This is a genomic window from Azospirillum sp. CT11-132 (genome assembly GCF_047302835.1).
Lineage (GTDB): Bacteria > Pseudomonadota > Alphaproteobacteria > Azospirillales > Azospirillaceae > Azospirillum.
Genome location: NZ_JBGLZA010000009.1, coordinates 218822 through 244735, shown reverse-complemented (window position 1 = coordinate 244735; position 25914 = coordinate 218822). Strand labels below are relative to the sequence as shown.

Annotated in this window: 18 protein-coding genes; 6 read left to right on the top strand and 12 right to left on the bottom strand. The window is 70.1% G+C overall.

Translation table 11 applies throughout. From position 1 onward, the window contains the following. Window positions 1-68 precede the first annotated feature (68 nt). Window positions 69-2132 carry an FAD-dependent oxidoreductase gene (locus ACCD06_RS32730; protein ID WP_413346521.1) on the bottom strand — a complete coding sequence of 688 codons (2064 nt, stop codon included), beginning with the start codon at window positions 2130-2132 and terminating at the stop codon, window positions 69-71. 266 nt (window positions 2133-2398) lie between these two features. On the opposite strand from ACCD06_RS32730, the gene hyi reads away from it, so the two are divergent. From hyi to ACCD06_RS32715, 3 genes are all read left to right on the top strand, one after another. Then, window positions 2399-3193, top strand: a complete 795-nt coding sequence (hyi, locus tag ACCD06_RS32725) for a hydroxypyruvate isomerase (protein ID WP_413346519.1) — start codon at window positions 2399-2401, stop codon at window positions 3191-3193. A gap of 36 nt (window positions 3194-3229) precedes the next feature. Continuing rightward, complete coding sequence (gene glxR / locus ACCD06_RS32720; RefSeq protein WP_413346517.1) at window positions 3230-4114, top strand: 2-hydroxy-3-oxopropionate reductase; 885 nt, start codon at window positions 3230-3232, stop codon at window positions 4112-4114. A gap of 238 nt (window positions 4115-4352) precedes the next feature. Continuing rightward, entirely contained in the window at window positions 4353-5630 is a 1278-nt protein-coding gene (locus ACCD06_RS32715) for a glycerate kinase (protein WP_413346515.1), read from the top strand. Between the two features lie 26 nt (window positions 5631-5656). Here the strand turns inward: ACCD06_RS32715 and ACCD06_RS32710 are convergent, their stop codons facing one another. The 3 genes from ACCD06_RS32710 to ACCD06_RS32700 all read right to left on the bottom strand — a co-directional run bounded on the left by ACCD06_RS32710 (window position 5657) and on the right by ACCD06_RS32700 (window position 8998). Next, window positions 5657-6628 carry an endonuclease/exonuclease/phosphatase family protein gene (locus ACCD06_RS32710; RefSeq protein ID WP_413346513.1) on the bottom strand — a complete coding sequence of 324 codons (972 nt, stop codon included), beginning with the start codon at window positions 6626-6628 and terminating at the stop codon, window positions 5657-5659. A gap of 74 nt (window positions 6629-6702) precedes the next feature. Further along, window positions 6703-7353 (bottom strand): chemotaxis protein, encoded by a 651-nt coding sequence (locus ACCD06_RS32705; RefSeq protein ID WP_136701048.1) that lies wholly within the window; start codon window positions 7351-7353, stop codon window positions 6703-6705. 145 nt (window positions 7354-7498) lie between these two features. Further along, on the bottom strand, window positions 7499-8998 hold the full coding sequence (locus ACCD06_RS32700) for a D-alanyl-D-alanine carboxypeptidase/D-alanyl-D-alanine-endopeptidase (protein WP_413346511.1): 1500 nt from the start codon (window positions 8996-8998) through the stop codon (window positions 7499-7501). 126 nt (window positions 8999-9124) lie between these two features. Here ACCD06_RS32700 and ACCD06_RS32695 point away from each other — a divergent pair, with 126 nt between their 5' ends. After that, window positions 9125-10999 carry an FHA domain-containing protein gene (locus tag ACCD06_RS32695; RefSeq protein ID WP_413346509.1) on the top strand — a complete coding sequence of 625 codons (1875 nt, stop codon included), beginning with the start codon at window positions 9125-9127 and terminating at the stop codon, window positions 10997-10999. 5 nt (window positions 11000-11004) lie between these two features. Here the strand turns inward: ACCD06_RS32695 and ACCD06_RS32690 are convergent, their stop codons facing one another. The 5 genes from ACCD06_RS32690 to ACCD06_RS32670 all read right to left on the bottom strand — a co-directional run bounded on the left by ACCD06_RS32690 (window position 11005) and on the right by ACCD06_RS32670 (window position 20883). Further along, the gene (locus ACCD06_RS32690; protein ID WP_413346507.1) at window positions 11005-12258 is read right to left on the bottom strand and encodes an MFS transporter; all 1254 of its coding nucleotides are present in this window, start codon (window positions 12256-12258) and stop codon (window positions 11005-11007) included. A 218-nt stretch (window positions 12259-12476) separates the two neighbouring features. Beyond that, a complete protein-coding gene (locus ACCD06_RS32685; RefSeq protein WP_413346505.1) occupies window positions 12477-14558 on the bottom strand; it encodes a methyl-accepting chemotaxis protein in 2082 nt (693 codons plus the stop codon). Window positions 14559-14756: 198 nt separating this feature from the next. Then, a complete protein-coding gene (locus ACCD06_RS32680; protein WP_413346503.1) occupies window positions 14757-18245 on the bottom strand; it encodes a PAS domain S-box protein in 3489 nt (1162 codons plus the stop codon). Next, the gene (locus ACCD06_RS32675) at window positions 18245-19942 is read right to left on the bottom strand and encodes a hypothetical protein (RefSeq protein WP_413346501.1); all 1698 of its coding nucleotides are present in this window, start codon (window positions 19940-19942) and stop codon (window positions 18245-18247) included. The genes ACCD06_RS32680 and ACCD06_RS32675 overlap by 1 nt, the downstream gene beginning before the upstream one ends. 218 nt (window positions 19943-20160) lie before the next feature. Further along, entirely contained in the window at window positions 20161-20883 is a 723-nt protein-coding gene (locus ACCD06_RS32670; protein ID WP_413346499.1) for a LuxR C-terminal-related transcriptional regulator, read from the bottom strand. A gap of 297 nt (window positions 20884-21180) precedes the next feature. On the opposite strand from ACCD06_RS32670, the gene ACCD06_RS32665 reads away from it, so the two are divergent. Further along, window positions 21181-21696, top strand: a complete 516-nt coding sequence (locus ACCD06_RS32665; protein WP_413346497.1) for a response regulator — start codon at window positions 21181-21183, stop codon at window positions 21694-21696. Continuing rightward, the gene (locus ACCD06_RS32660; RefSeq protein ID WP_109076188.1) at window positions 21693-22754 is read left to right on the top strand and encodes an HD domain-containing phosphohydrolase; all 1062 of its coding nucleotides are present in this window, start codon (window positions 21693-21695) and stop codon (window positions 22752-22754) included. The genes ACCD06_RS32665 and ACCD06_RS32660 overlap by 4 nt, the downstream gene beginning before the upstream one ends. A 31-nt stretch (window positions 22755-22785) precedes the next feature. Here the strand turns inward: ACCD06_RS32660 and ACCD06_RS32655 are convergent, their stop codons facing one another. The 3 genes from ACCD06_RS32655 to ggt all read right to left on the bottom strand — a co-directional run bounded on the left by ACCD06_RS32655 (window position 22786) and on the right by ggt (window position 25739). Next, entirely contained in the window at window positions 22786-23208 is a 423-nt protein-coding gene (locus tag ACCD06_RS32655) for a hypothetical protein (protein WP_247871700.1), read from the bottom strand. A 129-nt stretch (window positions 23209-23337) separates the two neighbouring features. Next, window positions 23338-23733 carry a hypothetical protein gene (locus ACCD06_RS32650; RefSeq protein WP_085092067.1) on the bottom strand — a complete coding sequence of 132 codons (396 nt, stop codon included), beginning with the start codon at window positions 23731-23733 and terminating at the stop codon, window positions 23338-23340. Between the two features lie 236 nt (window positions 23734-23969). Next, window positions 23970-25739: a gamma-glutamyltransferase gene (gene ggt, locus ACCD06_RS32645; protein WP_413346494.1), complete on the bottom strand. Its 1770-nt coding sequence runs from the start codon at window positions 25737-25739 to the stop codon at window positions 23970-23972. Window positions 25740-25914 lie beyond the last annotated feature (175 nt).

Sequence of the window (25914 nt, the reverse complement as noted above, 5' to 3'; positions counted from 1 at the left end):
GTCCGCCCATGGGTGTGACAAAGGCGCCCTCACTCCCGCCATGGCTGTGGAGAGAGGGCGCGTTGCCGTTACAGGCCGGCGGCCAGCCGCGTCCCCTGGGCGATGGCGCGCTTGGCGTCCAGCTCCGCCGCCACGTCGGCGCCGCCGATCAGGTGGACGGCGATGCCGGTGGCCTCCAGCGGGGCGTGCAGCTCGCGCAGCGGCTCCTGCCCGGTGCACAGAACGATGGTATCGACCGCCAGCGTCTGCACCTTCTCGCGCTTTTCGCCGAAGCTGACGGTCAGCCCCTCGTCGTCGATGCGCTCGTAGTTCACGCCGGACAGCGCCTTGATGGTCTTCATCTTCAGCTGCGCCCGGTGGATCCAGCCGGTGGTCTTGCCCAGTCCCGCGCCGGGCTTGGTCGCCTTGCGCTGGAGCAGCACGATCTCGCGGGCCGGCGGCGTCAGGTGGGGGCGGATGCCGGCGACGCCGCCGCGCGCCTCGGCCGGATCGGCCACCCCCCATTCGGCCCGCCACAGCGCCGGGTCGAGGCTGGGCGACGGTTCCTCCTGCGCCAGGAATTCGCTGACGTCGAAGCCGATGCCGCCGGCCCCCACCACCGCGACGCGCCGGCCGACCGGCTTGGCGCCGCGCAGCACGTCGACATAGGTCAGCACCTTGGGATGGTCCTGGCCGGGGATCTTCGGGTCGCGCGGCACCACCCCGGTCGCCAGCACCACCTCGTCGAAGCCGGCGCCCGTCAAATCCTCTGCCGTCACCCGCCGCCCCAGATGCAGCGCCACGCCGGTCTCCGCCAGCCGGTTGCGGAAATAGCGCAGGGTCTCGTGGAACTCCTCCTTGCCGGGAATCAGCTTGGCCATGTTGAACTGGCCGCCGATCTCGTCGGCCGCGTCGAACAGATGCACCTCATGCCCGCGCTCCGCCGCCGTGGTGGCACAGGCGAGGCCGGCCGGACCGGCACCGACCACGGCGACGCGCTTGCGCTTCACGGCGGGGGCGATCACCAGCTCCGTCTCGTGGCAGGCGCGCGGGTTGACCAGACAGCTGGCCGTCTTGCCGGAGAAGATGTGATCCAGGCAGGCCTGGTTGCAGGCGATGCAGGTGTTGATCGCCTCCGGCCGGCCCGCAGCCGCCTTGGCGACGAAGTCCGGATCGGCCAGGAAGGGCCGCGCCATCGACACCATGTCGGCCAGCCCCTCGCCGATCACCGCGTCGCCGACCTCGGGCGTGTTGATGCGGTTGGTGGTGCAGAGCGGGATCGACACCGCCCCCTTCAGCTTCCCCGTCACCCAGGCGAAGTTGGCGCGCGGCACGCTGGTGGCGATGGTCGGCACCCGCGCCTCGTGCCAGCCGATGCCGGTGTTGATGATGGTGGCGCCGGCCCGCTCGATGGCCTGGGCAAGCTGCACCACCTCCTCCCAATTGCTGCCGTCTGGGATCAGGTCCAGCATCGACAGGCGGTAGATGATGATGAAGTCGCGCCCGACCGCCTCGCGCATGCGCGACACGATCTCCACCGGAAACCGCATGCGGTTCTCGTAAGGCCCACCCCATTTGTCGGTGCGCTGGTTGGTGTGGGTCACCAGGAACTGGTTGATCAGGTAGCCTTCCGACCCCATCACCTCCACCCCGTCATAACCGGCCTCGCGCGCCAGCTCGGCACAGCGGACATAGGCGCGGATCTGGCGCTCCACCCCCCGCGCGGTCAGGGCTCGTGGCGTGAAGGGGGTGATCGGCGACTTGATGCGCGACGGCGCCACCGACAGCGGGCTGTAGGCATAGCGGCCGGCATGCAGGATCTGCAGCGCGATCTTGCCATCTTCGGCATGCACCGCGTCGGTGATGACCCGATGCGCCCGCGCCGCGCCATGCCGGGCCAGGGTGGAGCCGAAGGGCGACAGCCACCCCTCCACATTCGGCGAGAACCCGCCGGTCACCATCAGCCCGACCCCGCCGCGCGCCCGCTCGGCGAAATAGGCGGCCAGCCGCGGGAAATGGCGGCGCCGATCCTCCAGCCCGGTGTGCATCGACCCCATCAGCACCCGGTTCTTCAGCACCGCGAAGCCGAGATCGAGCGGGGCCAGCAGATGCGGATAGGGCTGGGAGCCGGGCATGGTCTCGGGCTGGGTCACGGGACGCTTCCTCCGGTTATGGAACCCGCGCTTCTTGCGGCGCTAGGCAGACGGATGATTGATGTCGCGAAGCCTAGTTCAGGGTGACGTATGCGTCAACTGAGTTCCGTGACCGCCTCAACGCGATCGTTCGCGCACCCCGCTTTCCGCTGTGTGAAAAAGCCGTCCGGCGAACTGGCTCAAGGGCCTGCGCGGCGGTCAAGCTCCCTTCCCAAGGGCCGCCCCTCCATCCGCGGCGGCCAATTCGCGTAACCGGGAGTTCGGTCATGGTGCAATTCGCCGCCAACCTGACGATGCTCTACAACGAGCGTCCCTTCCTCGACCGATTCGCCGCGGCGGCCGATGCCGGCTTCCGTGGGGTCGAGTATCTGTTTCCCTATGATTTCCCCGCCGACGCGCTGGCCGAGAAGCTGCGGCAGCATGGGCTGACCCAGGTCCTGCACAATCTGCCGGCCGGCAACTGGGGTGGCGGCGAGCGCGGCATTGCCATCATGCCCGACCGCGTGCAGGAATTCCGCGACGGCGTCGCCCGCGCCATCGACTATGCCGGCACGCTGGGCTGCAAACAGGTCAACTGCCTCGTCGGCATCCTGCCGCAGGGCGGCGACGCCGCCGCGGCCGAAAGCACGCTGGTCGGCAACCTCGCCTATGCCGCCGACGCGCTGGCCGGCGCCGGGATCAAGCTGCTGGTCGAGCCGATCAACACCCGCGACATCCCCGGCTTCTACCTGACCCGCACGAAACAGGCGCTGGACCTGATCGACAAGGTCGGCTCCAACAATCTGTACGTGCAGTACGACATCTACCACATGCAGATCATGGAAGGCGATCTGGCCCGCACGATCGAGGCCAACCTCGCCCGCATCGCCCATGTCCAGCTGGCCGACAACCCTGGCCGCAATGAGCCCGGCACCGGCGAGATCAATTATCCCTTCCTGTTCAAGCATCTGGACGCCATCGGCTACAGCGGCTGGGTCGGCTGCGAATACAAGCCGAAGACGACGACGGACGAGGGGCTCGGCTGGTTCGCCCCCTACAAGACCGAACCGGCGCACGTCTGAGACGCCCCCAAAATCACGCGAGAAAGGACTACCGTCATGAAGGTCGGATTCATCGGTCTCGGCATCATGGGCACCCCGATGGCGGGGCACCTGCTGGACGCCGGTCACACGCTCTATGTCCACGACATCAAGCCGGTCCCGGCCGAGCTGACGTCCAAGGGCGCTATCCCCTGCCCGAGCGGTGCGGAGGTCGCGGCGGCGGCCGAGGTCATCATCACCATGGTGCCGGACACCCCCCATGTCGGCGCCGCCCTGTTCGGCGAGAACGGCGTCGCCGCCGGCCTGTCGTCGGGCAAGATCGTGGTCGACATGTCCTCGATCTCTCCCATCGAGACCAAGGAATACGCCAAGCGCATCAATGACCTGGGCTGCTCCTACCTCGACGCCCCGGTGTCGGGCGGCGAAGTTGGCGCCAAGGCCGCTTCGCTGACCATCATGGTCGGCGGTCCGCAGGAGGCCTTCGACACGGTCAAGCCGCTGTTCGACAAGATGGGCAAGAACGTCACGCTGGTCGGCGGCAACGGCGACGGCCAGACCACCAAGGTCGCCAACCAGATCATCGTCGCGCTCACCATCGAGGCGGTGGCCGAGGCCCTGCTGTTCGCGTCGAAGGCCGGCGCCGATCCGGCCAAGGTCCGTCAGGCGCTGATGGGCGGCTTCGCCTCCTCCCGCATCCTGGAGGTCCATGGCGAGCGGATGATCAACCGCAACTTCACCCCCGGCTTCCGCATCGAGCTGCACCAGAAGGACCTGAACCTGGCGCTGAGCGGCGCCAAGGCGCTGAACCTGTCGCTGCCGCACACCGCCAGCTGCCAGCAGCTGTTCAACGCCTGCGCCGCGCAGGGCGGCTCGGCCTGGGATCACTCCGGCATGCTCCGCGCGCTGGAACTGCTGGCCGGGCACGAGGTGGGGTCGAAGTGAGGGCACTGCCGGTGTGGGTGTCGGCCTCGATTGCCCCCACCTAACCTCCCCCGCTGGGCAGGGGAGGGACTGCCGCCACTCTCCCGCCTCAGCACCAGCCCCCTCCCCCGCCCAGCGGGGGAGGGTTGGGGTGGGGGCATCGCAAGCCGACACCTTACCAATTCCCACCCCAACCATTGGCCCACCCCTCATTTGTGTGCATTCTACCCGCCCCGCACCCCACGACGCCCGAGCGACCATGACCACCACCGCCACGAATGCCGACGCCCTGCTCCATGACCTGTTCCAGGCGGCCCTCACCGCGGTGACCGCCGAGACCCGGCTGCCGGCGGCACTGCCGCAGCCGCCGAAGGGCCGCACGGTGGTCATCGGCGCCGGCAAGGCGGCGGCGGCCATGGCGAAGACGGTGGAGAACAACTGGCCGGGGCTGCTCACCGGCCTCGTCGTCACCCGCTATGACCATGACCTGCCGACCGAGCGGATCGAGGTGGTGCAGGCCAGCCACCCGGTGCCCGACGCCGCCGGGCAGGAGGCCGCCCGCCGCATCGTCGAGATGGTGCAGGGGCTGACCGCCGACGATCTCGTGCTCTGCCTGATTTCCGGCGGCGGTTCCGCCCTGCTGGCGCTGCCGGCGCCCGGCATCACGCTGGAGGACAAGCGCGCTGTCGCCAAGGCGCTGCTGAAGAGCGGCGCCGACATCGGCGAGATGAACTGCGTGCGCAAGCATCTGTCGGCGGTGAAAGGCGGCCGGCTCGCCGCCATGGCCCACCCGGCCCGCGTCGTCTCGCTGCTGGTCTCCGACGTGCCGGGCGATGACCCGTCGGTGATCGCCAGCGGCCCGACCGTGCCAGACCCGACCAGCTTCGCCGACGCCCGCGCCATCCTGGCGAAATACGGCATCACCCCGCCGCCCGCCGTCGCCGCCTTCCTGGAGGCCGCCGGGGACGAGACGCCGAAGCCCGGCGACCCGCGCCTGTCCGGTGCCGAGACCACCATCATCGCCACCCCGCAGGACGCGCTGGAAGCGGCGGCGGCGCTCGCCCGCGACCGCGGCTATAGCCCCGTCATCCTCGGCGACGCCATCGAGGGCGAATCGCGCGAGGTCGCCAAGGTCCATGCCGGCATCGCCCGGCAGGTCGCCCGCCACGGCCAGCCGGCCCCGGTTCCCGCCGTGATCCTGTCCGGCGGCGAGACCACGGTGACGGTGCGCGGCCAGGGCCGCGGCGGCCGCAACGTCGAATTCCTGCTGGCGCTCGCCGTGGCGCTGGACGGCCAGCCCGGCATCTGGGCCGCCGCCTTCGACACCGACGGCATCGACGGGACGGAGGACAATGCCGGCGCCATCCTGCGCCCCGACACGCTGAAGCGGGCCGAGGAGATCGGCCTCGACGCCAAGGCCTTCCTCGCCAACAACGACGGCTACAGCTTCTTCAAGGCGCTGGGCGATCTGGTCGTCACCGGCCCGACGCGGACCAACGTCAACGACTTCCGGGTGATCGTCATCGACCGGACATGATCGACCGCAGCTGACGGCGGGGCGGCTTACAGCGAGAAGGTCGCCACCACCGGCGCGTGGTAGCTGACCGGCGAGGGCTCGTCGGCATGGTCGACCTCGTCGGTCAGATCCTCGTTGTGAATGGCGATGTCGCGCAGCCGCTCGGTCAGGCGCGGCGAGGTCATCAGATGGTCCAGCAGCACCGCCGTGCCGGCATGCAACACGGTGTAGCGCCGCTCCTCCGGGATCGCCTCCTCCAGCGGCTCCAGCACGCGGCCGGCCAGGTCTGGATTGCCGGTGAAGTCGGAGGCGGCGCGGATGATGCGGACGGCGGTCTGCTCCAGATCGGCGTTGCAGTCGCCGGCCACCACGATCAGCGCATCGGGATCGGCGTCGAACAGCCGGTCCACCGCCATCCGCGTCTCCAGCGCCTGCCCCGCCCGCTTGATCGAGGCGAGATAGAAGCCCTCGGCCCAGCCGGACGCCGTCTTCCAGGTCTGGGCGCTGGTCTTCTGCCCCGGCACCGGCGCGGCGATGGGGGCGCGCAGATGCAGGTCGAAGACATGCAGGATGCGGCCATCCGGCATCTCCACCTCGGCATGCAGCACCGGCCGGTCCCAGCCGACCTCCGTCTCCGTGTCCGCCGCCGGGTCGGCGGTGGCGAGGCGCACGCGGGCCGGCGGCACCAGATGATGGCGCAGCAGCCGCGCCGCCCGGATCGGCCAGCGGCTGACGATCACCGGATTGTGGCGGTCGGCCGGCGACGGGGCGTCGCCGGCGGTGACGTGGTAATCGGCATAGCGCGTGCCCTCCAGCAGGCGGGACAGCGCGCGCAGGGTCCGCGGCTCGCTCTTCACCGGATGCTGGGCGTCGACCTCCTGCAGGCAGAGGATGTCGGCCTCCAGCCGCTCCAGCTGCGGGCGCAGCGTGGCGATCCGCGCCTCGAAGGGCGGCTCGTCGGCATCGTCGTCCAGGTTTTCCAGGTTGAAGGTGGCGATCCGGAACAGCGTGTCGGCCATGAAGGGCTCCGCGGAAGGACGGCGGGTGTCGGCGGCGCAGCCCACAGCTGGCGAAACGCCGCCGGTCGAGCTTATCAGAACAGCTCGACGTCGCCTTCGATCCGCGACTTGCGCAGATGCTCGATGTAGGACGATTCGTTGCGGGCGATGTCGTGCAGCGTCTCGTCGCCGATCAGCCGGCGCTGGCTGCGCCCCGTGGTGGGAAAGAAGCGCACGGCGCGCGGGCTGGCGCCGCCGACGTCCCAGCTGACGGTGGGAATGCCCTCCGTCGCCAGATACTCCATCACAAATTCGACGTTGCGCTGGCCGATGTTGGCGGTGCGCAGCGTGGTCAGGTTGACGTTCGCCCCGCCGAACAGCTTGGCGCGCAGCCGGTCGCGCCGGCCGGTGACCTTCAGCAGCCGGTTGATCAGTTGCTCCATCGCCGTGGCGCCGTAGCGCGAGGACAGCGACAGCGTGTCGCTCCCGGCGTCGGGCAGCAGGAAATGATTCATCCCGCCGATCTCCGCCACCGGATCATACAGGCAGGCGGCGACGCAGGAGCCCAGCGTGGTGGTGATGACGACGTTCGGGTCGTCGGTGACGACGCAGCCGCCGACGACGATGTTGACGACCTCCGCCCCCAGCCGCCGGTCGTGATAGCGGTTGGCGGCGACGTCCTGACGTTCCAGCCGGCGGCGCAGGACGTTGCGCGCGGTAGAGGTGCAGGAACGGTCTGTCATCATCGGGTCTGGGGTTCTCTCTGCCGGGTGTGCACGGATATGGGGCGGCCGGGACGGCGATCAATCCATTGCAGGCCGCTTGAGGCCAATTCAACTTTGATCTGCATTTTAGCGAAGGCGCCATCTTCCCTCCTATGACTTATGTCAGTCAATAGGTGGAAACCCACCGCTCCAGAATCTCGCCCTGCAACCGGCCGGCACCGGCGGCCCAGGCTCGCGCCTCCGCAGGTGTCGCGGTCACCCGGCGGTCGAGCGCGGCATCCATCGCCGCGCGGCGGGCGGGGTCGGCGATGAACAGGACGAAGCCCAGCCTCCGGCCGCTGGCCGCCGTCAGCAGCCCGGCCAGCCCCTTGACGTAGGCCAGCGTGCCCGATTTGGCATGGACGCCGGGGGGCAGCGCCTTGCCGTCCTCCTCCCCCGGCAGCAGGTCCCACAGGGCGGGTCCGCCGGCCCGCAGCAGCGCCGCCATCTGCCGCGGCGTGGCGCGCGACCCGGTGCCCAGCCCGGAATGGTTGGCCAGCCGCAGACCGTTCCAGTTCACCGCCCCAATCGGCTGCCGCGTCAGCCAGCGCTGCAGCAGCCCCGCCGACCGGTCCAGGGTGGTGGCGGGCGGCTCGGGCCGGGACGGCTCCAGCCGGCTCGACGCCGCCAGCCCGATCACCTCGGCCGACAAATTGTTGGAATGGCGCAGCAGGCCACGTGCCAGCTCCGCCAGCGGCAGGCTGTCCAGCACCGCCAGAGCAGCCGCCCCGGATGCCGCCCCACCCGCCGCCCGGCCGACGACGGGCGCAGGCAGGGCGATGCCGGCATCGGCGGCCAGCCGGCGGAACAGCGTGGCGGCGGCCAGCCCCGGCCGCGCCACCGGCACCCAGGCGGCCCCCGCCTCGCCGGAGGAGGGCGGCGCCATCAGCCAGCGATCCACCCCGTCCGGCAGCAGCGGAAAGCCTCCGCCGGCGGCCAACGGCCGGACCGTGACGCTGTCCAGCGGCAGCCGCCCGGCATCGGCGACCGTCAGCGCGTCCGGTCCGGCAGGAGTGCCGCCGCGCCGCCAGCTCAGCAGGGCCCGGTTGTAGTTCAGCGACAGCGCCCCGACCCCGGTGTTGTAGGGCGCGGCCCAGGGCTGTCCCGAATCGATCTCCGCCAGTTCGGGCAGCAGCGCGGTGTCGTACAGGAACCGCCCCTCCACCCGCCGCAAACCGGCGGCGCCAAGCGCGCCCAACAGCTGCTGCAGCCCTTCGGTCGCAAGGGCCGGATCGCCGCCGCCCTGCAGGATCAGGTCGCCGCGCAGCACCCCGCTCTCCAGCGGCCCGGTGCCCAGCAGGCGGGTGGCGAAGCGGTGGTCCGGCCCCAGCAGCGCCAGCGCCGCCGCCACCGTCGGCAGCTTCGCCACCGACGCCGGGATGAAGGCGGTGTCCGCCGCCCGCTCCTCCAGCGCCCGGCCGCTGTCGGGATCGAACAGGAAATACCCGAGCGAACCACTTTCTAAACCACTGGTGGTTTTCGACTGGCCTGCCGCCCAGGCCCCGCCACCCGGCAGGGCCAGCGCCCCGAGCACGCCCCCGAACAGTCCGAGGAGCGGGCGGCGGCCGAGCAATGGCCGGGGGGACGGCCGGGACGGGTTGGAGTCCGATTGTTGGCTTGCGGTCAAGGTCAGGGTCTTTCCGCTTCTGATGTTAAGGTTCATAAAGTATTTTGGTGAAAAATCGCTGGAAATAGCGGATGGGGACGTAGCCGGAAACCATGCCGGATCGGGGCATGGTCAAGGGGGGACGCTATGGCGATGTCCAAACGGCGCGAAGCGCGCTTCGAGGTGGTGGTCGAACAGGGCGGCAAGCCCAACATCGACGGCGTCTTCGACGACGAGAAGTCGGCGACGGAACGCGCCAACTTCCTGTTGCGCCTTGCCAAGTTCCCGGTGGTGCGCGTGGTGAAGGTCACCGGCACCGGACGGGAGGAGACGATCTTCCAGAAGTCCTCCTCCGGCGGCGCCAAGCTGACGACCATTTCGCCGATCGAGAGTGCCAACCTCTGCACCGACGTGCTGCAGGTCTTCTCCTTCGACAGCCGGATGACCCTGCTGCGATTGCTGCGCGGTTACTGGGACGACCAGGGCGTCATTCCGTCGGAGCAGCTGCACCGCTACTATCCGTTGCGCTACTTCGAGCGCGAGGCGCTGCTGTTCAACCCCTCGATCAGCCGGCTCGCCACCCTCCAGGCGCCGATGCTGGGGCTGAAGCCGCATGAGCGCTACGACCAACTCAGCCGCCTGTTCACCGCGCTGAAGGACCTCGCCCAGAAATCGGAGACGCTGGCCCCCTTCGACCAGGCGCTGATGCGCGGCGGGGTTTCCGGCCTGCTGCTGGCCGCTGTCGACCGCCCGGTGGAGGAGCGCGACCGCATCGTCACCCATGCCTTCGGCACCCTGCTGGAACCGCACCGCGAATGGGGGGCCAAGCTGACCGCCGTCCTGCGCCTGCACCAGGAGGACGACGGCGAGAGCACGCGGCTGGTCGACGAATTCGCGGCGGAGATCGTCGACGGGCGGGAGCCGATCCGCGCCCTGATCGGCTATTCGCCCGACCTCGCCTCCGCCATCCTGGCGTTGCTGGCGGCGCTGCGCGGCGACCTGGACGACCGGCTGCCCCACACCGAACCGCTTCTGGCCCTGTCCAACACCCTGGCCTCCGACGGGACGGGGCTCGGCTTCGCCCGGACGCGCGAGGCGCTGCTGCATCGCATCCGCGGCGGGCTGGACGGGCTGACCCCGCTGACCCGCACCGGGGCGGCCAGCGACGCCCGCGCCTTCTCCGCCATCGTCGACGGCATGGTCGCCTTCGACGGCTACATGGGCGGCCCGGCGATGGCGGAATCGCTGACCCGCCGCGGCAAGACCGTGTGGGCGACCGGCGGCAGCGACCTGCCCTTCGAAGAGACGATGATGCGGCTGGCCGGCCGCTTCAACACGGCGGCGGGGCGGCTCGGCTATCTGCTCGACCTCGGCGCCAGCCCTTACGGCCACAAGAAGATCAGCGTCGTCATCCAGCGCGTCGCCGACGAGTTCAACCGGGTGAAGTCCGCGGCGGAACTGGCGGCCCCCGGCGCCTCCATCCAGGAGGTGCGCGAAGGGCTGGGCCGCCGCCTGCGTGCCGCCGGCATCCCGCGGGCGCTGGCCGACGGGCTGATCGCCAAGATCGCCACCATCCCCGACGACCGGCGCGTGTCGGTGACCGGCAGCGGCGTGGTGGCTGGGCAGCGTGTCGCCGCCCCGCCGTCGGCCCGGCCGACGGACATGACCGTCGACATGCAGTCGACGCCGCCACCCCGCCTGACGCTCAGCTACCAGGGCCGGACGGTGGCCCTGCGCGATGCGGGCGAAGACGTCGTGATCGGCCGTTCCGCCGACTGCGGGATCGTGCTGGACCATGCCTCCGCCTCGCGCCGCCATGCGGTGGTGCGGCTGCGCGACGGCGCCTTCACGCTGGAGGATCTCAGCCGCAATGGCACCCGTCTGGTGCCGCAGGACGGCGAGCAGCGGCTGCTGAAGCTGGGCGACGTGGCGCCGCTGTCCGGCCGGGGCGAGATCGTCATCGGCTCCCTCGACCTCGGCGAACATCCGGCGCGCATCGCCTGGGATCTGTCGGGACGCTGAAAGCCTCAGTCGCCGGCGCAGGCTTCGGCCGCCAGTTCCGCATCGACGGCCCGGCTCGCCGTCATCCGGTCGTCCAGCATCGCCACCGCCCACACCGCCAGACCGCCCAGCGCCAGCGCGGCGCCGACCCAGCCGGTGGAGGTCCATCCCCATCCCGCCGCGATCGCCATGCCGCCCAGCCAGGGGCCCAGCGCGTTGGCGGCGTTGAAGGCGCTGTGGTTCAGCGCGGCGGCCAGCGTCTGCGCATCCTCCGCCACATCCATCAGCCGGGCCTGCAGGGGCGTGCCCAGCCCGCCGCCGCAGCCGATCATGAAGACGACCACCGACACCAGCCAGACATTGCCGGCGGCGAAGGGATAGAGCGCCAGCGACCCGACGCTCCACAGCAGGATGAAGGCGACGGTCGGCATCAGGGCGCGGTCGGCAGCCCAGGCGCTGACCAGCGTGCCGACGGTCATGCCGGCGCCAAACACCGCCAGCACCACCGGAACCGCCGCCGGCGACACCTGCGTCACCTCCATCAGGGTCGAGGCGACATAGGTGTAGACCGCGAACATGCCGCCGAAGCCGATGGCGCCGATGCCCAGCGTCAGCCAGACCTGCCGCCGCTTCAGCGCCCCCAGTTCCCGCAGCGGGCTCGACTCCGGGTGCGGCCGGTCGTTGGGGGCGAAGATCCAGACCAGCAGCACCGTCAGCAGGGCGAGCAGCCCGACGACGCCGAAGCCCCAGCGCCAGCCCAGCACCTGCCCGATCCAGTTGGCCATCGGCACGCCGACGATGGTCGCCACCGTCAGCCCCAGCATGGTCCGCGCCACCGCCTGCGCCCGGCGCTGCGGCGGCACCAGCGAGGCGGCGACCAGGGCCGCGACGCCGAAATAGGCGCCGTGCGGCAGCCCGCTCAGGAAGCGGAAGACCAGCATCCAGCCATAGGAGGGCGAAAAGGCACTGGCCACGTTGGCGGCGGCGAAGACCGCCATCAGCCCGATCAGCAGGGTCCGCCGCGCGATCCGCGCCGCCAGCACCGCGATGACCGGCGCCCCCACCACCACGCCCAGCGCATAGGCGCTGATGACGTGGCCGGCGGTCGGCTCGTCGATGCCCAGGCCCTGGGCGAAATAGGGCAGCAGGCTCATCGTCGCGAATTCGGTCGTTCCGATGGCGAAACCGCCCATGGCGAGCGCCAGCAGCACCAGCCCGGGATGGGCCGAGGCCAGCTGTGCCCCGGCACGCATGTCGCCGTTATGGCCGGCAGAAGCCATGGTCGTTACTCCGCTGTCGCGCAGGATGGGGACGGGAAAGGCCCGGCGGCAGGGAGGGACGGAAAGCGACCGGGGCGAGGTCAGGATATTTGCCGGACCCCCGCTGAGGCAATCCGCCGCAGGCCGTCATTTCCGCAGGTGCGAAATGAGCGGCGGGCATGGCTGGCGGCCGGTTCGTCCCGGCGAAGCGGCCTGTCCGGTCCGCCCGGCCTTGCCAGTCAGGCCACTGCCGCCATCGGCGTCAAGCCCCGCGTCAAACGCTCCACCTCGCGGTCGAACGCCTCCTGATCGGCCTCGGACAGGTCGAACTTCACGTGCAGCCGGTCGTGCTCGCTGGACTTGATCCGGGCGGTCAGCGGGCGGGCCACCCCGTCGATGCGCAAGCTCAGCATCCGGCCGGTCACGCCACCGATCGTCTGGTCCGGCACGCCGGTCAGCATGGCGCCGCCCGCCGACAGGTTGGCGATGGTGGCGCGCATCGGGCCGGCGCCGGCCCCCTCCAGCACGCAGCCGACCGACAGGGCGAAGCGCGGGCGCTGGCGGCGGTCGACATCGGCAGTGGCGGTGCGGACGACGCGGATCAGCACGTTGCGCAGGGCGTCGATGCCGCCGGCCACGTCGACGGCGACCGTCCGCACCTCTCCGGCGCGGCTCTGGGTCGCGTCGGCCTCGGTGGAGACGCGGCCGATGCGCACCGACACCTCCTTCGCCGCGTCGCTGGTCTGGCTGACGGAGCGGGCGATCTCCTGGGTCGCCGCCGCTTGCTCCTCCACCGCCGCAGCGATGGAGGACGAGATTCCGGCCACCTCGTCGATGGTTTCCGACACCTCGCCGACGGCGCCGACGGCCGATGCCGTCACCGATTCCACCTCGGCGATCAGCGATCCGATCTCCTCGGTCGACCGCGCGGTCTGGCTGGCGAGGTTCTTCACCTCGTTCGCCACGACGGCGAATCCGCGCCCGGCCTCGCCGGCCCGCGCCGCCTCGATGGTGGCGTTCAGCGCCAAAAGGTTGGTCTGGCTGGCGATGTCGCCGATCAGCCGGGCGACCGCGCCGATCCGCTCGACCGAGGCCGACAGCCGTTCGATGGTGGACCGCGCCAGCCCGGCCCGTTCCACCGCGCGGCCGGTCACCCGCGTGGCGGCGGACACCTGCATGCCGATGTCGCCGATGGAGGCCGACAGCTCCTCCGTCGCGGCGGCGACGGTCTCGGCATTGCTCAGCGCCTGCTGGGCGGCGGCGGCGACGTTCTGGGCGTTGTCGCTGACCTGCACCGCCGATTCCGCCATGGCGCCGGCATTGCTGCTCATGCGGCTGGTGCGTTCGGCCACATGGTCGACGGCGACGCGGGTCTCGCGCTCCACCTTCTCCGCCATCGACTCCAGCGCCTGGCGCCGCTCCTCCTCGGCGCGGCGGCGGGTCTCCTCCTGCGCGGCACGCAGGCGCGCATTCTCCTGCGCGCCCTGCTGGAACACGCGGACGGTGTCGGCCATGTGACCGATCTCGTCCCGGCGCTCGGTCAGGCCGACCTCGACCTCCAGGTTGCCGCCGGCCAGCGCCACCATGGCGCGGCGCAGCCGCTCCATCGGGCGGATCATCGCCGCTTCCAGGAAGACGACGCAGGTCGCGGCCATCAGCAGGATGGCCAGCCCGGCGCCGATCAGGGTCCGGCGCAGCCCGTCCGCCGACTCGTGCACCGCCTCGATGTCCGCGGTCAGTTCCGTCAGCCGGTCCGAACTGACGGCGACCACGCTGGCGCCGAGCGCCTCCAGGCTGTCGCCCATCGCGTCGGCGACCTGATCGAACTGGCTCATGATCGGGTTGCCGGCCGCCGGGCCGCCGTCGACATAGGCCTGCGCCATGCGCCGGCCCATCTCGTAATAGGGGCCGAAGGCCTTGTGGGTGCGCTCGATCTCCGCCACCACCTGCGGCAGCTTCAGCGACCGCGCCAGTTCGGTGGCCTTGCCCGCGTGCTCCGCGAACCGGCGGGCGTAATCCGCCGCCTTTTCCGGCCCGTCGTTCATCCCGTCCAGCCCGCGGGTGGCCGACACGTCGGTCAGCCACTGCTGCGTCTGCGCCACGTCGAACCGGATCTCGCCCACCAGCGACACCAGGGGAATGATGCTGCCGACCACCTCGTGCGTCTCGCGTTGGACGTCGGACAGGCGATCGGTCTGCCGTCCCATGTCGCGCATGGTGAGGACCGAGGACAGGCCGACCGCGGCGAAGACGAACACCGCGACCGCCACAACCTTCGCCCGGATCGAGATGACGTGGAGAATGTTGCCGGCAGCGATCATGTTTGAGGACTTCATTTGTTAAGAGTACGAATGATCGGCGTCGGCCGACCACCACGCACTCTAGACCTTCTAGATCATTTCGTCATCGGAAACACTGGAAATCCCAGAAATCTGCGACCGTAGGCCGCTGTTTTCCTTGAGAAATTACTTCACAGTCCGCGAGAAACAAAGCAATCGCCGGCAGGATGTTTCATTTCCTCATACCGTCGCATGTTCGGCTTCGCTGCCGGCCGCCGGCTGGTTATGGGACGACAGCGCGTCCAGCGTGGCATCGGCGACGGTGCCGAGCGCTTCGGCCAGCGGATCGCCGTCGGGGCAGCCGCCAAGGCTCTGCACCCGCTGTTCCAGCAGCGAGGCCAGACGGCTGAGCCGCACGGCGCCGACGTTGGCCGCGGTTCCCTTCAGCGTGTGGGCCATACGGAACAGGGGCGCCCCACCCCGTCCCGCCCCATCGCGAATCGCGGCCACGCTGTCGTCCACCGTCCGCCGGAAGGCGGCCACCGTCTGGATCCAGGCCTCGTCGCCGATCACCGAGCGCAGCGAGTCGGCCTGTTGGGCATCCAGCAGCGGCGCCGTGCGCCAATGCTCCGGATCCCTAACGCCGGGCGATGGGGCACCGGGCGATGGCGCGGAGGATGGTGCAGGTGGCGGGACGGGCGGCGGCAGGGTGGCGGTCCGCGCCGGGGAGGACTGCTCCGGCTCCCCTTGCGGCGGCGCAGTCCGGTCCGGTCCGGCGCCCGCCCCATCCTCCGCCCCATCCTCCTGCGCCCGCGGCGCGGCGGCCGTCCTCAGCACGTCATACAGGTCGGCCGACACGATGGGCTTCGTCAGATAGGCGGTCATGCCGGCGGCGAGATATTCGGCGCGGTGGCCGGGCATGACGTTGCCGGTCAGCGCGACGATCGGCAGGCGGGACACCTCGCCCGGCATGGCGCGGATGTGCCGGGTGGCGGTGACGCCGTCCATCACCGGCATCTGCACGTCCATCAGGACGAGGTCGAAGCCGCCCTCCTCCACCAGCCGCACCGCCTGCAGCCCGTCCTCCACCGCGGTCACGCGATGGCCGGCGCGGCGCAGCATGGTGACGACGATGTCGCGGTTGATCTCGTTGTCCTCGGCCACCAGCACATGCAGGCTCGCCGACGCTGCCGACGGCAACGGGGCCGCCCCGCCCTCCGCCGGCACCGGTTCCGGCCCGCAGGGCACGGAGAGCACGCCGGCCGACGGATCGGCGGCGGGTTCGCAGCGGACGGTGAACCAGAAGGTGCTGCCCTTGCCCTCGGCGCTGGTCACGCCGATCTGCCCGCCCATCAGCGTCACCAGCTCGCGGCTGATCGCCAGCCCCAGGCCGGTGCCGCCGAAGCGCCGGGTGGTGGAGCTGTCGGCCTGGGTGAAGCGGCGGAACAGGGTCGGCTGCACGTCCTCCGGGATGCCGATCCCGGTGTCGGCCACCTCGAACCGGAGGAAGAAGGTGCCGTCCGCCGACACCTCCCCCTCCTGCCCGACCCGCACGGCGACGCCGCCGCGGTGGGTGAATTTCAGCGCGTTGCCGACCAGATTGACCAGCACCTGCCGGATGCGGCGCAGGTCGGCGCACACACGGTCGGGCACGGCGGGCGCCACCTCCCGCGTCAGGATCAGGCCGCGCCCGCAGGCGGCCGGCTCCAGCAGGTCGATGCTGTCGCCCAGCACGGCGCGCAGTTCGAAATCGACCGGCTCGACCTCCGCCTTGCCGGCCTCCAGCTTGGACAGGTCGAGGATGTCGTCGATGATCTGCAGCAGCGCGTTGCCCGACCGGTTGGCGACGTCCAGCAGCTGGCGCTGGTCGTCGTTCAGGTTCGGCCCGTCCACCAGGGCGAGCGCGCCCAGAACCCCGTTCATCGGCGTGCGGATCTCGTGGCTCATCGTCGCCAGGAACTCGCCCTTGGCGCGGTTGGCCTGATCGGCCGCCTCCTTGGCGCGGCGCAGGCTGGCCTCGATCTCGCGCTGGGCGGTGACGTCGCGCAAAGCGCCGGTGACATAGCGGCGGTCGCCCTCGCGCCAGCCGGCCAGCGTCACCTCCAGCGCGAACTCGCTGCCGTCCTTGCGCCGGCCGGTCAGCTCCCGCACTTCCGACCGCGGGACCGCGGCGTCGCTCCCGCGGTAGGTGGCCAGCAGCCCGTCATGCACCGCGCCGACCGCGCTCGGCATCAGCCGGGTCATCGGCCCGCCCACCACGTCGGCGGCGCGGTAGCCGAACAGCCGCTCCGCCGCGCGGTTGAAGGCGTCGACGGTCCCATGCTCGTCGATGGTGACGATCGGCTGGCCGACCGCCTCGAACATGGCGCGATAGCGCGCTTCGCTGGAGGCCAGCCGGTTGGCGGCCATCTCCCGCTCGGTGACGTCGGTGGCGGAGCCGCGATAGCCGCGGAAATGGCCGTCCTGGTCGAAGATCGGACGGCCGCTGACGCTGAAATAGCGCAAGCCGGCCGCCGTCATCACCCGGTAGCGGAAATTGCGGAACGGCTCCCGCCGCTCCATCAGCTGGCGGTGCCGCTCCCACCTGGCGGCATCCCCCGGCTCGCGCAGGGCGACATCCTCCCGCCGCAATCCGATGGGCAGCGTGCCGTTGGCGACGTGCGGCACCAGCGGCCCGGCCAGATGGGAGAATCGCAGGTCGGCGTCCATCTCCCAGAACCAGTCGGAGGCGGTCTCCGCCTGATCGCGGAAGCGTTCCTCGCTCTGGGCCAACCGGCGGGCCAGTGCGGCGAGCCGCGCCGTCTGCCGCGTCGCCAGCAGCGCCATGCCGACCAGCACGAGGCTGCAGGCCGCCGCCGCCAGCAGATAGAGCCGCTGCCGCGTTCTGGTGTCGGCCAGGAAGGACGCCTCGTCGAAGGCGGCGATGACGATCAGCGGATAGGTCGTCAGGGTCCGGAAGGACTGGAGGCGCGGAATGCCGTCGATCACGCTGGCGACGCGCAGGAACCCGGTGGGCTGGCGGCGCGCCATCAGCAGGACCGGCGATTCGCCGACATCCCGGCCGACGATGCGGTCGTTCATCTGCAAACGGGCGCGCAGGATGCCGTCGGTGCCGATGATCGCCACCGCCCCGTTGGGGCCGACGTCCAGCTCCTCCAGCGAGCGGCTGAAATAGAAGGGGTCGATCGACGCGACCAGCACCCCGGCGAAGCTTCCGTCGCTGTTTTCGACGCGCCGCGTCAGCTGGATCGACCATTTGCCGGACGCCCGGCCGAACACCGGCTTGCCGATGAACAGCCCGGCATTCGGGTTGTTGACGTGGACGCGGAAATGCTCGCGGTCGGCCAGACGGACGCGGGCCGGCGCATCCTCCACGCTGGTGTGGATGAGGTCGCCATGCCCGTCGATCACCGCCAGCTGGAGCAGGATGCCCGACCGCTCCACCGCCTGGCGCAGCATGCGGGTCAGGCCGGGGTTCCAGCTGTCGCCATGCTCGTGGAAGTCGTCGATCAGGAACAGCAGGATCTGGTCGGCTTCGGCCATGGTCCGGGTCGCCTGCTCGGCGACGACGCGGGCGAGGTTGCCGCTGTCGCGCTCCGCCCGCGCCATCGCCTCGGCATTGTCGTAATGGGCGAGCGCCAGGGCGGTCGCCCACAGCCCGGCGGCGATCACCAGGGTCGCCGTCCAGATGGCGGCGATGAAGCCATGCAGATGAAAGCGCCCGCCCATCAGCGCCGCTCTCCCGCATCGTCCGCGTGCCGCGGACCGTCTGCATCGTCCGCGTGCCGCGGACCGCCCGCGGCGAGCGCCGCCACCCCGCGCGCCAGCCGCGGCAGATCGACCGGCAGCGGCAGCAGCAGGTCGGCCGGACCGCCGGCCTCGGCCCCCAGCCCCGCGGAAGCGGGGCCAGCCGCGGCATAGAGGACGCAGGGCAGATCCGCCCGCAGCGCTTTCAGGCGGCCGGCCAGCGCCCGGCCAGCCGGAAGCGCGCTCAGTCCCGGCCCGATCACCACCGCATCGAAGAAGCCCGGCTCGTCGGTGACGACCTCCAGCGCTTCGCGGAGATCCTCGCAGACCGAAACCTCGAACCCCTGCCGCTCCAGCCCGGCCTGGAACCGGTCGCCGGATGCCGGATCGGCATCCACCACCAGGATCTTGTATGTCGGCGCGACAAGGTGCCGCGCCGGGGCTTTCGCCGCGCGTGGGAAGGACGCCGCCGGAGCCGGGAACTGGGACTGAGCCGGCGATGCGGCGGGGATGTGGAGCCGCACCGCCATGCCCTCCGCCGGGTGGGTCAGCAGGCTGAGGCCGCCGTCGTGGCGCCGCGCCGTCTGCAGGGCCGCCGGCCAATGGGCGTCCTCCTTCCCGGCCGTCTGGCCACGGCGATAGCAGCTGCGGACGGCCAGCAGGGGATCGGCCAGCCCCGCCAGAACCTCGTCCGCCAGCGGCGGGCCGTCGATCCGCAGCTCGAACAGGGCGTGCGGCCCCGGCAGCGGCGTCAGCAGCGGGCGGACGGTCCAACCGGCCACGGCGGCGTCGGCATCCGGATCGTCCGCGTCCGCCGGGAAGAAGGCGCGCAGGCAGAGCCGGGCGTCGCCGCCCCTGCCGGTGGCGGCGAGGATCTCCACCGCCAGTCCGGCCAGCGTCCGCGCCAGCAGGCCGGCGTTGCAGATGGGGTCGGGAGTACCGGCGTCATGGCGGATGGAAAGGCTGCCCGGCGGCGCCGGCACCGAGCGCAGGAGCGTCGCGGCCTCGTCCAGGACCATCCCGGCCGGTTCGGGCTTCAGGTTGACCGGCTCCGTCCTGGCTTCCGCCACCAGCCGGCGGAGGCCGGAGCGGGTGCGGTCGACGGCGACGACGACGCGGCCCGCATAGTTGGCCTGGGCCGAGCCCTCCGGCAGGTCGCAGACGAGGAAGTCGGCATAGCCGGCAACCGCGCCCAGCGCGTTGTTCATGTCATGGACGATGGCGCCGGCAAGGTCGGCCCGGGCATCCATCGCCGCGATCTGCTGGCTGCGCAGCCGCTGGTTGGCCTGTCGGCCGCACTCCCGCAGTTCCTCCTCGAGTGCCGCAATCGCGGCGGAGCTGTCCGCCACCGGCACGTCCTGCCTGTCGGCCGATGCGGAGGGAAGCGGTTCGGGATGGGCCTGCGGCCTTTCGTCTCCGACCGCAAGGCGGCGCGCGCTCCGGATCGACAGCAGCGCCAGCCCGCCCGCCGCACCGCTGCCGGCCGCCATCAGGGGGAGCAGCCAGGGCAACGCCTCGCGCACAGGGTCGAGCGCGGACAGCAGAAGCACCGCCGCTCCGGCCAGCGCGGCGAGTGCGGGCGCGGGCGCCGCCATGCCGCTGCCGGAAACGCCGGCCGGAACCGCCGGAACGGTTCGGCCTGCTCGCGGCCCGGACAGGGAATGGTCGGATGGGCTCATCAGCGACTCGGGTTGCAGCGACTCGGAATGCGGCCGCATTGCGGTTGTGCCCGCCCCTGCGGCGGCGAACGAAAATGGACGACCAGGGCAGAGCGAACAGGAGGTGACCATAACAGAAAGGATGGGATCATGCTGCTGGGACCACCCCTATACGGCCCCCTATGCGACCTCACATGCGACCATGCCGCTCATCCACCGCAGCCCGGACGGGCGGCGGGTCAGGTCGACGCTTCGTTCAGGCTGCGCGACAGCAGGCCGGCCTGCTGGGCGCGGCGCACGGCGTCGGTGCGGTTGCGTGCCCCCAGCTTGCGCAGGATGCGGCGGGTGTGCAGCTTGACCGTCACCTCCTGAAGGCTGAGGTGCCGCCCGATCTCCTTGTTGGTGGCACCGGTGGCGAGCATCGACAGCACCTGCTGTTCCCGGTCGGTCAGGGGGGACGACGGCGCCCCCTCCCCCTCCGGGGAGGGGCCCTCGCCCTCCTCCGCCTCGTCGATGTCGAGCGACAGGTCGGTCATCTGCATCAGGTCGAGCGCCACGCATTTCGGCACGAAGCTGCCGCCTTCCGCCACCAGACGCAGGGCCTGGGCCAGGATGCGGCGCGGCGTGGTCTTCGGCAGGAAGGCTTCGGCGCCGCAGCGCAGCACCTCCAGCGCGGTCAGCGCATCCTCCGCCCCGGTCACGACGGCGATCGGCCCCTGGACCCCCGACCGGCGCAGCACGCTGATCGGGTCGCTTCCCTCCGCACCCGGCATGCGCCAGTCGAGAACGATGAGGTCGTACCGGAAGACCGCGGCGGGGGCATCGTCGTCCGGGTTCCGCAAGACGGGCAGTTCCAATAACGAACCGATGCAGCCGACTTCCGCATCCGGCCACGCCTGACGGATCGACAGCTCGAGCGCGTCCCGGAACAGGGGATGGTCGTCTGCCACCAAGATCTTCATCAACCAGCCTCCGCCACCCTCGGCCAACGCTCATCCCAAGGTATCAATACTCCCTGTTATGCCGTCCGAAATCTTAAGTTTTCGTGGCTTTGCCATATTTCACGTCAGTCATATTCCGCGGCCGCGGCCAGCACGGTTATTTCCCCGATCGCGGGATAATATCCCCACTATCCCATTTCCCGCCTCCGCTATCCCAGACACAGCGGGTGCGCGCGCCGGTGGACGTCTATGGTGAGGCTTAGCGAATTCCATCCGGCACGACCAGCCGGTGTGCGGCGGAAGACGGAAGCGGCGACCATGGACATGACCCTTTACGAGCTGCGGCCCAAATCCGCTCCCAAACCCGCGCCCGCCGCCGCTTCCGCCGGTTCCGTCCTGCTGGTCGACGACGATCCCGATTTCCGCGAGATGGCGCGCATCGCCTTCCTCCGCGCCGGCTACCGCGTGCTGGAGGCGGAGAACGGCAATGCCGCGCTGGCCATCATGGCCGTCCATCCGGTCGATCTGGTGGTGACCGACATCATCATGCCGGAGGCAGACGGGTACGAGGTGATCCTGCGGCTGAAGGAGCAGAAATCGCGCCCGCCCCTGATCGCGGTGACCGGCGGCAGCCTGCGCCTGCGGATGGAACTGCCGGGGATGGCCCGGCTGCTGGGTGCCGAGGCGGCCTTCGAAAAGCCGGTCGACCTGAAGGCCCTGCTGGCCGAAGCCGGCCGGCTGATCGCCGCCCGCAAGGCGGCGGAAGGCAGGATTGCCGAACACAAGAGCGGCGAACACAAGACCGGGAAACACGAGGCGGAGGCCGCAGGGTGAACATCCTCATCGTCGATGACGACCGCACCAACCTGTTCATCATGGCCGCCATCGTCCGGCGGCTGGACGATGCCGAACCGGTCTCGATGGAAAGCCCGCTCGACGCCGTCGAGTGGCTGCGCGGGAACGAGCCTGACCTGATCCTTTTGGACCAGATGATGCCGGACATGGACGGCATGGAACTGCTGCGCCACATCCGCGACGATGGGCGGCTGGACAATGTCCCGGTGGTGATGGTCACCGCCAACACGGCGGTCGACATCCGCGTGCGGGCGCTGGACGAGGGTTGCAACGATTTCCTGACCAAGCCGGTCGTCGTGCCGGAGGTGCAGGCGCGGCTGCGCAACCTGCTGGCCCTGCGCCAGAGCCGCGCCCTGCTGCGCGACCGCGCCGCCCTGCTGGCCGACGAGGTGGAGCGGGTGACCGCCGTCCTCCAGCGCCAGGGGGAGGAGCTGGTCAAACGCCTGTCGCGCGCGTCCGAATACCGTGATCCCGAAACCGGCGCCCATATCGAACGGATGGCGCTCTATTCCCGGCTGATCGCCGAAGCGGCCGGCTGCGGCGGCGCCTATGCCCAGGAGCTGATGAAGGCGGCGCCGATGCACGACATCGGCAAGATCGGCATTCCCGACATGATCCTGCTGAAGCCGGGTCGCCTGACCCCGGAAGAGATGACGGTGATGCGCCAGCATGCCGCCATGGGTCATCGCATCCTGGCCAACAGCGACATCCCGCTTCTGCGTCTGGCGGCGGAAATCGCGCTCAGCCACCATGAGAAATTTGACGGAACGGGCTATCCCAACGGCGTGGCCGGGACCGCGATCCCGCTGTCCGGCCGCATCGTCGCCATCGCCGACGTGTTCGATGCCCTGACCTCCACCCGCCCCTACAAGCGGTCATGGACGCTGGAGGAGGCGCGCGCCTATCTGGTCCAGAACCGTGGCCTGCATTTCGACCCGTCCCTGCTCGACGCCTTCCTGTCGCGCTGGGACGATGTCTGCAGGATCCACCACGAGAACGCCGACGAGCTGCCGGCGCTCATCCCCGAAGAGGCGTGAGGCCCCGGCAGGACCGCTCGACGGCACGCCCTCAGTTGACGATGCGCCAGGTGCCGTCGGGTTGGAGACAGGCGGTGCCGTAGACCGGCTGCGACCGGCCGCCGACCATGGCGCGGCTCTGGTATTCGCGGCATTGCTGACCGCTGCGCGAATAATAGACCGGACCGGCCGGATCGACGCCGAGCGCGGCCGGCGGCGGCTCGTAGTATCGGACCGGCGGAGGCGCATAGACGACCGGCGGCGGCGCGTAATACTGCACCACCGGCGGGGGCGGAGCATAATAATGATAGGGGCGGTAATAGCCGTAGCCCGGGAAAACCGGCCCGATGCCGATGCCGACCGACACCGACGTGCGCGCCTGCGCCGCTCCCGGAACCGACATCACCGCGGCGGCGGCCACGGCCGCCAGCATCACAGCACCCAGGGCGACCGCCCTCCGCACCGTCTTCATCATCTCTCTCCCGCCACGACGCGAGGCCGCTGTCCCGCCGATCGCATGGCTCCGGCAGGCATCATACACCGGTCCCGCGGCGCATCACAGGGGCTGCGCGCGGGACCCGGTCGAGGGCGGTATGCAGGACGATCAGATGTCGAGCGGCAGATTGTCGGGGTCGAAACCCAGCTGCTCCACGATGGCGCGGGCGAGCGGGATGCTGGTCTCGAACCGCCATTCGGCCATGCCGGGGCGGTATTCCGACACGTTGGGCCGGCCGTTGGCGAAGCGGCGCGGGTGCAGCTCGTACCAATAGATGTCGCTCAGCGACACGCCCTGTTCCTGCGCATAGGCCTCGGCAATGCGGGGCCAGTCATTCACGGCCGGCTGGGGCGACCCGGCCGCCTTGGCGATGTCGGTCTGTTCCAGGAAAGCGACGATGCGCTTCCCCTCGCGCTCGAAATCGGCGACCCGGATGGTGACGGGCTGCTTTCCTTCACGCTGATAGGTCCACTCGCGGTTCTTCTCGACCAAGGCCTTGTCCACGGCAAATGCTCCGGTTTACTCCTGCAAAGGCTAACCGACCGGCCCGCCTTAAGCCAACTGTTCCGTTGCCTTATCCGAACAGGCACGGCGCATCGCAGCCGCGTGCCGTCCGGCAAGGCAGATCGCAGGTTACCAAAGCACGCTGTTTTTTCTTTGTATACGGGAATTGTGACGCCCGACCTGCGCCGGGCGCCTCGTCGCTCCTCTCCCTCAGTATCCGTCCTCAGTAGCCGCCATCAATATCCAAGCGTCATGCCGTCGGGGTTGCGCGGGTCGGAATAGCCGTACAGCCCGTCATCGCGCAGCTGGATGGTCTGGGTGCGGCCCATCGTCGGCTTCACCGCCACCTTGTGGCCCATCTGCTCCAGCAGACGCACGGTGTCGGGGCTGAGACCCTTCTCCACCCGCAGCTCGTCGGGGGTCCACTGGTGATGGACGCGCGGCAGGGCGGCGGCCTCGGCCGGGTTCATGTTGAAATCGATGTGGTCGATCACCGTCTCCATCGTGGTGGTGATGATGCGGCTGCCGCCGGGGCTGCCGGTGACCAGCCAGGGCTTGCCGTCCTTCAGCACGATGGTCGGCGACATGGAGCTGAGCGGCCGCTTGTAGGGCTGGACGGCGTTGGCGTCGCCGCCGACCAGGCCGAAGGCGTTGGGCACGCCCGGCTTGGCCGAGAAATCGTCCATCTCGTTGTTCAGCAGGATGCCGGTGCCCTCGGCGACGATGCCGCTGCCGAAGTTGAGGTTCAGCGTGTAGGTGGTGCTGACCACGTTGCCCTGGCTGTCCGCCACCGAGAAATGGGTGGTCTGGTCGCTCTCGTAGGGCGCCGGCTTGCCGGGCTTGATGCTGCTGGCCGGCGTCGCCTTCTCCGGATCGATCTTCGCCGCCAGCTCGTCGGCGTATTTGCGCGAGGTCAGGCCCTTCACCGGCACCTTGGTGAAGTCGGGATCGCCCAGATATTCGGAGCGGTCGGCATAGGCGAGCTTCATCGCCTCCGCCATCAGGTGGATCGCCTTGGCGCTGTCGGGGCCGTAGTCCTTCAGCGGCCAGCGTTCCAGGATGTTCAGCATCTGGATGATGTGCGTCCCGCCGGAGCTGGGCGGCGGCATCGACTTGACCGTATAGCCGCGGTAGGTGCCGCTGACCGGCTCGCGCTCCACCACCTTGTAGGCCTTCAGGTCCTCCTTGGTGATGTACCCGCCATGCTTGGCCATCTCCGCCGCGATCTTCTCGGCGATGGCGCCTTCATAGAAGGCCTTCGCCCCCTGCTGGGCGATCATCTCCAGCGAGTTGGCGAGGTCGGGGTTGGCCAGCGTCTCGCCGGCGGTCAGCGGCCGGCCGTCCTTGAAGAAGATGGATTTGGTGGCGTCCCACGCCGCCAGATGGTCGCGCTCGACCTCCAGCAGGCCGGCCAGCTGCGGCGTGACGGTATAGCCTTCCCGCGCCAGCTTGATCGCCGGGGCCATCACGTCGGCCAGCTTCATCGTGCCGTATTTTTCCAGCGCATGGGCCAGCCCGGCGACGGTGCCGGGGATGCCGACCGCCAGATGGGTGTAGAGCGAGCGGTCGGGGACCACCTTGCCCTGCTGGTCGAGATACATGTCGCGGAAGGCCTTGGCCGGGGCCATCTCGCGGAAGTCGATGGCGACGTCCTTGCCGCTCTTGGCGTCATGGACGACCATGAAGCCGCCGCCGCCGACATTGCCGGCGTTCGGAAGCACCACCGCCAGGGCGAAGCCGACGGCCACCGCCGCATCGACCGCATTGCCGCCGCGCTTGAGGATGTCGACGCCGATCTCGGTCGCCAGCCGGTGTTCGGAGGCGACCATCCCGTTCTGGCCGCGAACCGGATAGAAGATGTCGTAGCCGATGTCGTAGCGGACCGAGGCCGGTGCGGAGGTGGCCTTCTGGGCGAGCGCCGGCACCGGCAGCACGAGTGCCGAACCGACGCAGAGCGCCGCCAACGCCGCAACGGCGGAACGGGATCGAATAGCGGGGAACCACATGCGGTGAATCTCCTGAGCGGGACGTCAGGTCGGGGGCCGCAGCCCGGGGGAAGGCAGGATGTCACACCCGCCTTCCCCGGTCTTCACCCCGTCGCTGGTCTGCCCAACAATTCACCATCAGGGTTAATGGCGTCGCGCATCCCCGTGAATGGAATGCGACAGACGGTGAACGGAT

What these genes read in the sequence shown, in the direction of transcription:
- ACCD06_RS32715 (WP_413346515.1), top strand. Translation starts at nt 4,353, where the DNA reads ATGACCACCACCGCCACGAATGCCGACGCCCTGCTCCATGACCTGTTC.
- ggt (WP_413346494.1), bottom strand. Translation starts at nt 25,739, where the DNA reads ATGTGGTTCCCCGCTATTCGATCCCGTTCCGCCGTTGCGGCGTTGGCG.
- ACCD06_RS32690 (WP_413346507.1), bottom strand. Translation starts at nt 12,258, where the DNA reads ATGGCTTCTGCCGGCCATAACGGCGACATGCGTGCCGGGGCACAGCTG.
- ACCD06_RS32685 (WP_413346505.1), bottom strand. Translation starts at nt 14,558, where the DNA reads ATGATCGCTGCCGGCAACATTCTCCACGTCATCTCGATCCGGGCGAAG.
- ACCD06_RS32680 (WP_413346503.1), bottom strand. Translation starts at nt 18,245, where the DNA reads ATGGGCGGGCGCTTTCATCTGCATGGCTTCATCGCCGCCATCTGGACG.
- ACCD06_RS32705 (WP_136701048.1), bottom strand. Translation starts at nt 7,353, where the DNA reads ATGATGACAGACCGTTCCTGCACCTCTACCGCGCGCAACGTCCTGCGC.
- hyi (WP_413346519.1), top strand. Translation starts at nt 2,399, where the DNA reads ATGGTGCAATTCGCCGCCAACCTGACGATGCTCTACAACGAGCGTCCC.
- ACCD06_RS32670 (WP_413346499.1), bottom strand. Translation starts at nt 20,883, where the DNA reads ATGAAGATCTTGGTGGCAGACGACCATCCCCTGTTCCGGGACGCGCTC.
- ACCD06_RS32710 (WP_413346513.1), bottom strand. Translation starts at nt 6,628, where the DNA reads ATGGCCGACACGCTGTTCCGGATCGCCACCTTCAACCTGGAAAACCTG.
- ACCD06_RS32695 (WP_413346509.1), top strand. Translation starts at nt 9,125, where the DNA reads ATGGCGATGTCCAAACGGCGCGAAGCGCGCTTCGAGGTGGTGGTCGAA.
- ACCD06_RS32675 (WP_413346501.1), bottom strand. Translation starts at nt 19,942, where the DNA reads ATGAGCCCATCCGACCATTCCCTGTCCGGGCCGCGAGCAGGCCGAACC.
- glxR (WP_413346517.1), top strand. Translation starts at nt 3,230, where the DNA reads ATGAAGGTCGGATTCATCGGTCTCGGCATCATGGGCACCCCGATGGCG.
- ACCD06_RS32665 (WP_413346497.1), top strand. Translation starts at nt 21,181, where the DNA reads ATGGACATGACCCTTTACGAGCTGCGGCCCAAATCCGCTCCCAAACCC.
- ACCD06_RS32655 (WP_247871700.1), bottom strand. Translation starts at nt 23,208, where the DNA reads ATGATGAAGACGGTGCGGAGGGCGGTCGCCCTGGGTGCTGTGATGCTG.